Below are 10,163 nucleotides of genomic sequence, written 5' to 3'. Positions count from 1 at the left end.
GGGTGTGGGGTGGTCGAAGATGAGGGTGGCGGGGAGGCGTTGTCCGGTGGTGGTGGTGAGGCGGTTGCGGAGTTCGACGGCGGTGAGTGAGTCGAAGCCGAGTTCTTTGAATGCTTGGTCGGTGGTGATGTTGTCGGGGGTGGTGTGTCCGAGGACGGTGGCGACGTGGGTGCGGACGAGGTCGGTGAGGATGCGTTGTTGTTCTGTCTCGTTGGCTGTGGCGAGTTGGCGTTGCAGTGCGGAGGTGTCTGCCGCCGACGCCGCGGTGCGGCGTGAAGGCGCGCGTACCAGGCCCCCCAGCAGGGCCGGCAGCATGCCCGCGCCGGCCTGGGCCCGCAGTCGGCCGCTGTCCACTCGGGTTGCGACGACCAGTGGGTCGGTGGTGGTGAGTGCGGTGTCGAGGAGTGTGAGGGCTTGTTCTGTGGTGAGGGGGGTGAGTCCTGATCGGGACATGCGGGCGATGTCGTGTTGGTTGAGTTGTCCGGTCATGCCGCTGGCTTGGGCCCAGAGTCCCCAGGCGATGGAGGTGGCGGGCAGCCGGTGGGTGTGGCGGTGGGTGGCGAGTGCGTCGAGGAAGGCGTTGGCGGCGGCGTAGTTGGCTTGTCCTGGTGCGCCGAGTACGCCGGCGGCTGAGGAGAAGAGGACGAACGCCGTCAGGTCCAGGTCCTGGGTGAGTTCGTGGAGGTGGAGGGCTGCGTCGACCTTGGGTCGCAGGACTGTTTCCACCTGTTCGGCGGTCAGTGTCTCGATGAGTGCGTCGTCGAGGACACCGGCGGCGTGGATCACCCCGGTGAGTGGGTGCTCGGCCGGGATCGTGGCCAGTAGCTTTGTCACGGCGGGTCGGTCGGCGGTGTCGCAGGCGGTGATCGTCACCTGGGCGCCGAGTTCGGTCAGTTCGTCGTGTAGCGCCGCCGCGCCGTCCGCTTCCGGTCCGCGTCGGCTGGTCAGCAGCAGATGCCGCACCCCGTGTGCCGTGACCAGATGCCGGGCCACCAGACCACCCAACGTCCCCGTACCACCCGTGACGAGCACCGTTCCGTCGCGGTCGAGCGCGGGCGGGATGGTGAGGACGACCTTGCCGATGTGCCGGGCCTGGCTGAGGTGCCGGAACGCGGTGCGTGCCTGGCGGACGTCCCAGGTGGTGAGGGGAAGCGGTCGCAACGCGCCCGCGTCGAACAGGGCGACGATCGTGGAGAGCATCCGCTGGATGCGCTCGGGCCCGGCCTGCATCAGGTCGAACGCCTGATAGGCCACCCCGGTGTGCTGCGTCGCCACCTCGTCCGCGTCGCGGATGTCGGTCTTGCCCATTTCGAGGAAGCGGCCGCCGCGTGGCAGCAGGCGTGCGGAGGCGTCCATGAACTCGTTGGCGAGGGAGTTGAGCACCACGTCTACGCCGGCGCCGCCGGTGGCCTGGAGGAAGTGTTGCTCGAAGTCGAGGGTTCGCGAGGAGGCGATGCGGTCGGGGTCCACGCCGAGTTCGCGTACCGCTGGCCACTTCGGTGGGCTGGCGGTGGCGAAGACGTGGGCGCCGAGGTGTTGGGCGAGTTGGACGGCCGCCATGCCGACGCCGCCGGCAGCGGCGTGGATCAACACGGACTCGCCGGCCTTGAGCCCACCGAGGTCGACGAGACCGTAGTAGGCGGTCAGGAAGACCACGGGCACGGAAGCCGCCTGCTCGAACGACCAGTCGTCCGGGAACCGCGCCACAAGACGGTGATCCGCCACCGCCATCGGCCCGAACGCCTGCGGCACGAAGCCCATCACCCGGTCACCCACCGCGAGCCCGGACACCTCGGGACCCACCTCGGTGACCACCCCCGACGCCTCACCGCCGACGAACACCTGCTGAGGGATCAGTCCCAGGGCCAGGAGAACATCGCGGAAGTTGAGGCCGGCGGCGCGGAGGGCGATTCGAACCTGGCCGGGCTCCAGCGGTGCCTCCACCTCCGGGGAGGGCACCAACCTCAGCCCGTCGAACGTGCCGCTGTCCTTCACGTCCAGTCGCCACGGCACCCCCACCGGAGGCACCAGCGACTCCGCCCCTGGCCGGGCCAGCCGCGGCGCGAGGATGGTCCCCCGGCGGATCGCGGACTGTGGTTCGCCGCTCTCGATCGCGGCGGGCAGCGTCTGGACCGAGGCCGGTTCGGCGTCGAGGTCGACGAGCGCGATGCGGTCGGGGTGCTCGGACTGTGCGGAGCGGAGCAGGCCCCAGACGCCGGCCTGGGCCAGGTCCGAGACGGCCTCGTCGGGTCCGGCGGCGACCGCTCCCCGCGTGACGACGACCAGCCGGGTGGAGGCGAACCGCTCGTCGGCCAGCCACCGTTGTACCGACGACAGTGCTTGTGTGACGGCAGCGCGGACGCCCTCGGCCTCTGGCGTGATGTCGGGACCGCTGACGGAAGGGAGCACGAGCACGTCCGGAGCCGTGGCGTCGTCGTCCATGCCGGGCAGGTCCGGCCAGGAGGCCACCCTCAGTCCGGTCTCCTCCAGACCTTCCTGAAGACCCAGCGGGTCAGCGCCGACCACCCACCACCGACCCGTGGCCCGCTGCGCCCCCGCCGGCAGCGCGATCCAGTTCAGTCGCAGCAGCGAGTGACGATCCGCGCTGCGGATCTGCTCCAACTGTTCCAACGTCACGGGAGGCACAACCAACGAATCGGCCCGCACCAACGGGCGGCCCGCACCGTCGGCGACGTCCACCGACACCGTGTCCGGGCCAACTGCGGCCAGTCGTACGCGGGCGTGGGTTGCTCCGGTTGCGGTGAGTGAGAGGCCGTTCCAGGCGAAGGGGAGTCGTACCTGGCCGGGGGTGTCGAAGAAGTCCCCGAGTCCGATGGCGTGCAGGGTGGCGTCGAGGAGTGCGGGGTGGATGCCGAACTGGGTGGCCTGTTCGTGGGCTTGTTGGGGGAGTGCGACCTCGGCGAAGATCTCGTCGTCTCGGCGCCAGGCGGCCCGCAGTCCCTGGAAGGTCGGTCCGTAGCCGTAGCCAGCCTCGGCCATTCCCGGGTAGAAGCCGTCCAGATCGATCGGCTCAGCCTCGCGTGGTGGCCATGCGCTCAGGTCGACGCCCGTCGTCGGCGCGCCGTTGTTGCTGGAAGCGAGGGTGCCGCTGGCGTGCTGCGTCCACTCGGTGATGCCGACGCCGTCGTCGTCGGAGCGGGAGTGCACGCTGAGGGCACGGCGACCGGCGTCATCGGCCGCGCCGACCCGCACGTGGATCGCGACCCCACCCTTCTCGGGCAGGACCAGCGGAACCTCCAGGGTCAGCTCCTCGATGTGGTCGCAGCCGACTTCGTCACCCGCCCGGATGGCCAGTTCGAGGAACCCGGTGCCGGGGAGGAGTACGACGTTCGCCACGGCGTGGTCCGCTAGCCAGGGCTGTGTCTGTAGCGACAGCCGACCGGTGAACACCACACCGCCATCGGCTGATCCCACCGCCGCCGCCAGCAGGGGATGCTCCACCGCCTCCTGCCCCCAGGCCGTCGGATCGCCCGCGTTGCCGGACGACGTCAGCCAGTAGCGCTGCCGTTGGAAGGCGTAGGTGGGCAGTTCCGCCTGTCGGGCGTTGGTGTTGGTGAAGTGGGCTGGCCATTGGACGGGTGCGCCGTGGACGAAGGCTTCGGCGAGGGCGGTGGTGAAGCGGTGTGGGCCGCCTTCGTCGCGGCGGAGGGTGCCGATGGTCGTTGCTTTGGTTTCGGTGGTGTCGATGGTTTCTTGGAGGCCGATGGTGAGGACGGGGTGGGGGCTGGCTTCTACGAACAGCCGGTGGCCCTGTTTGAGGAGGAGTCGGGTCGTCTCCTCGAAGCGCACCGGTTGGCGGAGGTTTCTGAACCAGTAGTCGGCGTTGAGGCTGGTGGTGTCGATCGCCTTGGCGGTCACGGTGGAGTAGAAGGGCACGCGTGATGGCTGTGGGCTGATTCCGGCCAGTGCTTCGATCAGCTGGTCGTGGATTCGTTCGACCTGTGGTGAGTGTGAGGCGTAGTCGACGGGGATGCGTCGGGTGCGGATGCCGTCGGTTTCGCACGCCGCGAGGATCTGGCTGAGTGCGGTGTCGTCGCCGGAGATCACGGTGGAGGTGGGTCCGTTCATCGCCGCGATGGCGACCTGACCGTCCCAGGCGGCAAGTCGCTTGCCGACTTCGTCGGTGGGAAGTGCGATGGATGCCATGCCGCTACCGCCGGTGAGACCGGCCAGGGCTCGGCTGCGCAACGCGACGACTTTCGCGGCGTCTTCCAGGGTGAGTGCGCCGGCGATGTGGGCGGCGGCGATCTCGCCTTGTGAGTGGCCGACGACGGCGGCCGGCTCCACGCCGTGGCTGCGCCACAGTTGCGCCAGTGACACCATCATCGAGAACAACACCGGCTGGACGATGTCGACGCGTTCCAGCGAGGTGCCGTCCGGCTCGCGCAGCACCTCAAGCAGGTCCCACTCCACATGCGGTGCCAGAGCTCGGGCGCAGGCGTGCAGGTGCTCGGCGAACACCGGTGCGGTATCGAGGAGTTCCAGTGCCATCCCGACCCACTGCGAACCCTGGCCCGGGAAGACGAACACCGGCCTGGCCTCGCCCCCGGCACGGCCCACCACCACGTCACCCACCGACTCACCCGACGCCAGCCCCCGAAGAGCCCGCGCCAGACTTTCGCGACCGTCGATCAGCGCCACCGCGCGGTGCGGCATGTTCGCGCGCGTAGTGGCCAGTGAGTAGCCCACGTCCGCTGGATCGAGGTCGGTGTGCTCCGACAGATGCCGATGGAGCCGCGCCGCTTGGCCGCGCAGCGCCTCCGTGGACCGCGCCGAGATCGGCAGGGGGAGCACCCTCTGCCGGGGCTCTTCCGGCTCGGTTGGCTCGACCGGCTCGGACGGCACGCTGTCGGGGACGGATTCGAGGATGACGTGGGCGTTGGTGCCGCTGATGCCGAAGGAGGAGACGGCCGCCCGGCGTCGGTGCTCGGTCTCGGGCCATTCCCGGGCCTCGGTCAGGAGCTCCACGGCTCCCACGGACCAGTCGACGTGCGGCGAGGGCTCGTCCACGTGCAACGTCTTGGGCAGGAGACCGTGTCGCATGGCCATGACCATCTTGATGACGCCGGCGGCGCCCGCGGCGGCCTGGGTGTGCGCGATGTTGGACTTGACCGAGCCGAGCCACAACGGGCGGTCCTCGGGCCTGTCCTGTCCGTAGGTCGCCAGCAGCGCCTGGGCTTCGATGGGGTCGCCGAGAGTGGTGCCGGTCCCGTGCGCCTCCACGACGTCGACATCGGACGCGGACAGGCCGGCGTTGGCCAGGGCCTGGCGGATCACCCGCTGCTGCGAGGGACCGTTCGGCGCGGTGAGTTGGCTGCTCGTGCCGTCCTGGTTGACGGACGATCCGCGGACCACGGCGAGCACCCGGTGCCCGTTGCGCCGCGCGTCGGAAAGACGCTCCACCAGGAGGAGACCGACGCCCTCGCCCCACCCGGTTCCGTCCGCGGCCGCGGCGAACGGCTTGCACCGGCCGTCGGCCGCCAGGCCGCGCTGCCGGCTGAACTCCACGAAGGTCGACGGCGTGGACATCACCGCGACGCCGCCCGCAAGCGCCATGGTGCACTCACCCTGCCGCAGCGCCTGCGCCGCCAGGTGGAGAGCCACCAGGGACGAGGAGCACGCCGTGTCCACCGTCACCGCCGGCCCCTCAAGACCGAACGTGTAGGCCAACCGACCGGAGGCCACGCTGCCCGCGCTGCCGGTGCCGAGGTAGCCCTCGAAGTCCTCCGGGGCTTTGGTCAGCCGGGACAGGTAGTCGTTGTACATGACGCCCGCGAACACCCCGGTCGCCGTGCCGCGCAGCGTCTCGGGGTCGATGCCCGCGTGTTCGAACGCCTCCCACGCGGTCTCCAGCAGAAGCCGCTGCTGAGGATCGATGGCGAGAGCCTCTCGGGGGCTGATCCCGAAGAACGCGGGGTCGAAGTGGTCGGCGTCATGGACGAACCCGCCCTCGCGGACGTAGCTCTTGCCGCGGCTGTCCGGATCCGGGTCGTAGAGCGCGTCGACGTCCCAGCCGCGTCCGGTGGGGAACTCGCTGATCGCGTCGACGCCGTCCGCGACGAGCCGCCACAGGGCCTCGGGGGAGGTGACGCCGCCGGGGTACCGACAGGCCATGCCGACGATCGCGATCGGCTCCTCCGCGTCGACCGCGTCGACCGCGATGACCGACGGGACTGCTGTCGGCGTGGTCCGGACGCCCGCCATCCGCTCGCGGAGGTGCCGGGTCAGCGCCACCGGCGTGGGGTGGTCGAACAGCGCGGTGGCCGGCAGGCGTAGACCGGTGGCCGCGTTGAGCCGGTTGCGCAGCTCGACCGCCATCAGCGAGTCGAAGCCGAGCTCGAAGAACCCTCGCCCCGTGTCGATGTCCTCCGCCGACCGGTAACCCAACACGGTGCCCATCTCGGTGCGGAGCAACTCCAGCACCAACCGGTCCTGCTCCTCCTCCGGCAGACCGACCAGACGTCGCTCCAGCCCTGACGAGGGGGACGCCTGAGTGGCCCGTGGTTGACGAGACGAGGTCCGCAGCAGGCCGCGCAGCAGCGCGGGAGTCACTCCGGCGCGAGCGGCGGCGCGCACCGAACCCAGATCGAGCCTGGCAGGCATGACGACCGGCCCCGGAAGCGTGAGCGACGCGTCGAGCAGCGCCAGGCCCTCGTCCACGGCGATCGGTTCGAGTCCGCCACGCACCATCCGGGCGCGGTCGGCGTCGTCGAGGTGACCGGTCATGCCCTCGCCCTGGGCGGCCCACAGGCCCCAGGCCAGGGACACGGCGGGGCGGCCGGTGGCGCGGCGGACGCCGGCCAGCCGGTCCAGGAAGGCGTTGGCCGCACTGTAGTTGGCCTGGCCCGGGCCGCCGAAGGTGCCGGCGGCCGAGGAGAACAGCACGAACGCCGACAGGTCGAGATCCGCGGTCAGCTCGTGCAGATGCCAGGCTGCGTCCAGCTTCGGACGGAACACCCGGTCACACCGGTCCGGTGTGAGCGAGGCGAGCACCCCGTCGTCCAGGACGCCCGCGGTGTGGATCACCGCCGTCAACGGGTGCTCGGCAGGGACCGAGGCCAGCAGCTCCTTTACCGCGGACCGGTCGCCGACGTCGCACGCGCTGATCGTGACGAGCGCGCCCAGGTCGCTCAGCTCCGCGGCCAGGGCGTCGGCGCCTGGCGCGTCGGGGCCGCGCCGGCTGGCCAGCAGGACATGCCGGGCCCCGTGGCGGGACACCAGGTGACGAGCCACCACGCTGCCGAGGGCGCCGGTGCCCCCGGTGACGAGGACCGTCCCGTCGGGATCCAGATCGACGGACGCGTCGGCGTCGGCCTGCGCGGCGGGGATACGGGCCAGCCGGGGAACATGGACGGTCCCGCCGCGGATCGCGAGCTGCGGTTCACCACTCCGAAGTGCCGCCGGCAGCGCCCGCAGCGACGCCTCGTCGTCGTCGAGGTCGACGAGGACGAACCGGTCGGGGTGTTCGGATTGGGCCGAACGCATCAGCCCCCACAGCGCCGAGCCGGCAAGATCGGGTGCCGTCACCGGACCGTCGGTGGCCACGTCGACCGCTCCGCGAGTCACGATGACCAGACCCGACGACCCGAAACCGTCGTCGGCCAACCACTCCTGTACGAGGTCGAGGGCCCCGCCCACTGCGGCCCGGGCCGCAGTGGGCGGGTCGATGCTTGCCGCTGCTCGGGGGATGCAGGGCAGGAGCACCGTCTCGGGCACCGAAGTGCCGGTCTCGATGGCCGTACGCAGCGCGGCCAGGTCGGCGAAACCGGTCCATGGTCCGGCCAGGTCCTGGCCGAGGCTCACCCACGGGGTGGCCGGTTCCGCGGCATCGCTCGTGGCGGCGAGCGGATTCCACTCGACGTGGAACAGCGCCTGGTGCAGAGCGCCCCGGACGGCGGCGAGCCCCTCGTGGCTGATCGGCCGTATCGTGAGGGACTCGACCGAGCCGACGCTCCGCCCCTCGGCGTCCGCCAGCTCCAGGGACAGACCGCTGTCGCGGCCCGGCGCCAACCGGACCCGCAGACTCGTCGTGCCGACGACACGCAACGAGACGCCGGCCCAGGCGAACGGCAGACCGACCCGACCGGACTCCCCACCGGCTTCGGCCACTTCCGATGTCGCGATCGGGTGCAGCGTCGCGTCCAGCAGCGCCGGATGCAGACCAAAACGCTCGGAATCGACGTTCTCGGGCAGGCTGACCTCGGTGAAGATCTCGTCGCCTCGGCGCCAGGCGGCCCGCAGGCCCTGGAACGCCGGGCCGTAGCTCACCCCGGCATCGGAGAACTGCTCGTACAGGGCGTCGAGGTCGATGGGCTCGGCTCCTGGTGGCGGCCAGGTGATGAGGTCGGTCGTGCCGGTGGGTGTGCTGGTGGTCAGGGTGCCGGTGGCGTGTTGGGTCCATTCGGCGGTGTTGTTGTCGGTGCGGGAGTGGATGGTGAGGGTGCGGTGGCCGGTCTGGTCGGGGGTGTCGAGGCGGACCTGGATGGCGACGGTGCCCTTGTCGGGGAGGGCGAGGGGGGTTTGGAGGGTGAGTTCTTCGATGTGGTCGCAGCCGACTTCGTCGCCGGCGCGGATGGCCAGTTCGACGAAGGCGGTGCCGGGCAGGAGGGCGACGTCGGCCACGGTGTGGTCGGCGAGCCAGGGTTGTGTCTGCAGGGACAGCCGGCCGGTGAACACCACGCCACCGTCGGCGGTCTCCACCGCCGCCGCCAGTATCGGATGCTCGACCGCCAACTGTCCCCAGGCCGTCGGATCGCCGGTGTCGGCGGCCGGCGCGAGCCAGTAGCGCTGGCGCTGGAAGGCGTAGGTGGGCAGTTCGACCCGCTGCGCGCCGGTGTCGGCGAACAGCGCCGACCACTGGACGGGCACGCCGTGCGCGAAGGCCCGAGCCGCTGCGGTGAGGACACCGAGGACCTCGGGTTGGTCCCGACGCTGCGTTGGCACCGTGACTGCTTCGGTGAGGCTGTCGGCGGTCATGGCTGTGAGGACGGCGCCTGGGCCGATTTCGATGAAGAGTGGGGTGGTGTCGTGGTGGGTGAGTTGGTTGATGCCGTGGGCGAAGTGGACGGGTTGGCGGGCGTGGTTCACCCAGTACTCGGGGTTGGTTGCTTGTTGTGGGGTGAGGGGGTGGCCGGTGAGGTTGGAGATGATCGGGATGCGTGGTGCGGTGAGGGTCACTGATTCGGCCACGTGGTGGAGCTGGGTCAGTATGGGTTCGATGTGGGGGGAGTGGAAGGCGTGGCTGACGCGGAGGCGTCGGACTTTGCGGCCTTGGTTTTGGAAGGTGTCGGCGAGTTGGAGTGCGGCGTTCTCGTCGCCGGAGATCACTGTTGCCGTGGGGCCGTTGATGGCGGCTATGGAGAGTTGGTGTTCTCGGCCGGTGAGTAGTGGGGTGACTTCGTCGGGGGTGGCTTGGAGGGAGATCATGGCTCCGCCGGTGGGCAGGGCTTGCATGAGTCGTCCTCGTGCGGCGACGAGTGTGCAGGCGTCGGGGAGGGTCATGACGCCGGCGATGTGTGCGGCGGCGAGTTCGCCCACGGAGTGTCCGATGAGGACGTCGGGGTGGATGCCGAGGGACTCCAGGAGTCGGAACAGGGCTACTTCCAGGGTGAACAGGCCGCACTGGGTGTAGGCGGTCTGGTCGAGTAGGTCGGCGGCCGTCGTTCCTGGCCGGGCGAACATCACCTCACGCAGTGGCTGGTCCAGGTGGGGGTCGAGTTCGGCGCAGATCTCGTCCAACGCCTGTGCGAAGACCGGGAAGTGGTCATACAGTTCACGTCCCATCCCGGCCCACTGCGAGCCCTGGCCCGGGAACATCCCCACCACACGACCACCACCACGCCCCGACCCGGAGACCACACTGTCGGCGGGTTCGTTCCCGGACAGCGCGTCCAGGCCCGCCAGCAACTCGGCCCGGTCGGTACCGAGCACCACCGCTCGGTGATCAAGCTGGGCCCGAGACATGGCGAGTGAGTATCCGACAGCCGTGGCATCGAGGCCCGGGTCACCGGACGCGTGGCGGTGCAGTCGGGCGGCCTGTTCGCGCAGCGCCGCCGCGCGTTCCGCCCGCAGCCGCGCCAGGTAGGCCCTGGGCGGCACCCCCATCCCCCGGGTGAACAGCCGGGCCAGCCGGCCGGGGGAGA

1 protein-coding gene is annotated in these 10,163 nt (G+C 70.5%); it reads right to left on the bottom strand.

Features of this window, described 5'->3' with window-relative positions; all coding sequences use genetic code 11:
* Positions 1-10,163, bottom strand: a 10,163-nt coding sequence (locus E1283_RS38955) for a type I polyketide synthase (protein ID WP_132820209.1), incomplete at both ends; no start/stop codon positions are given.

Origin of the sequence: Streptomyces hainanensis (assembly GCF_004348415.1) — a bacterium.
Taxonomy (GTDB): Bacteria; Actinomycetota; Actinomycetes; order Streptomycetales; family Streptomycetaceae; genus Streptomyces; species Streptomyces hainanensis.
This window is presented reverse-complemented; position numbering and strand designations above follow the sequence as displayed.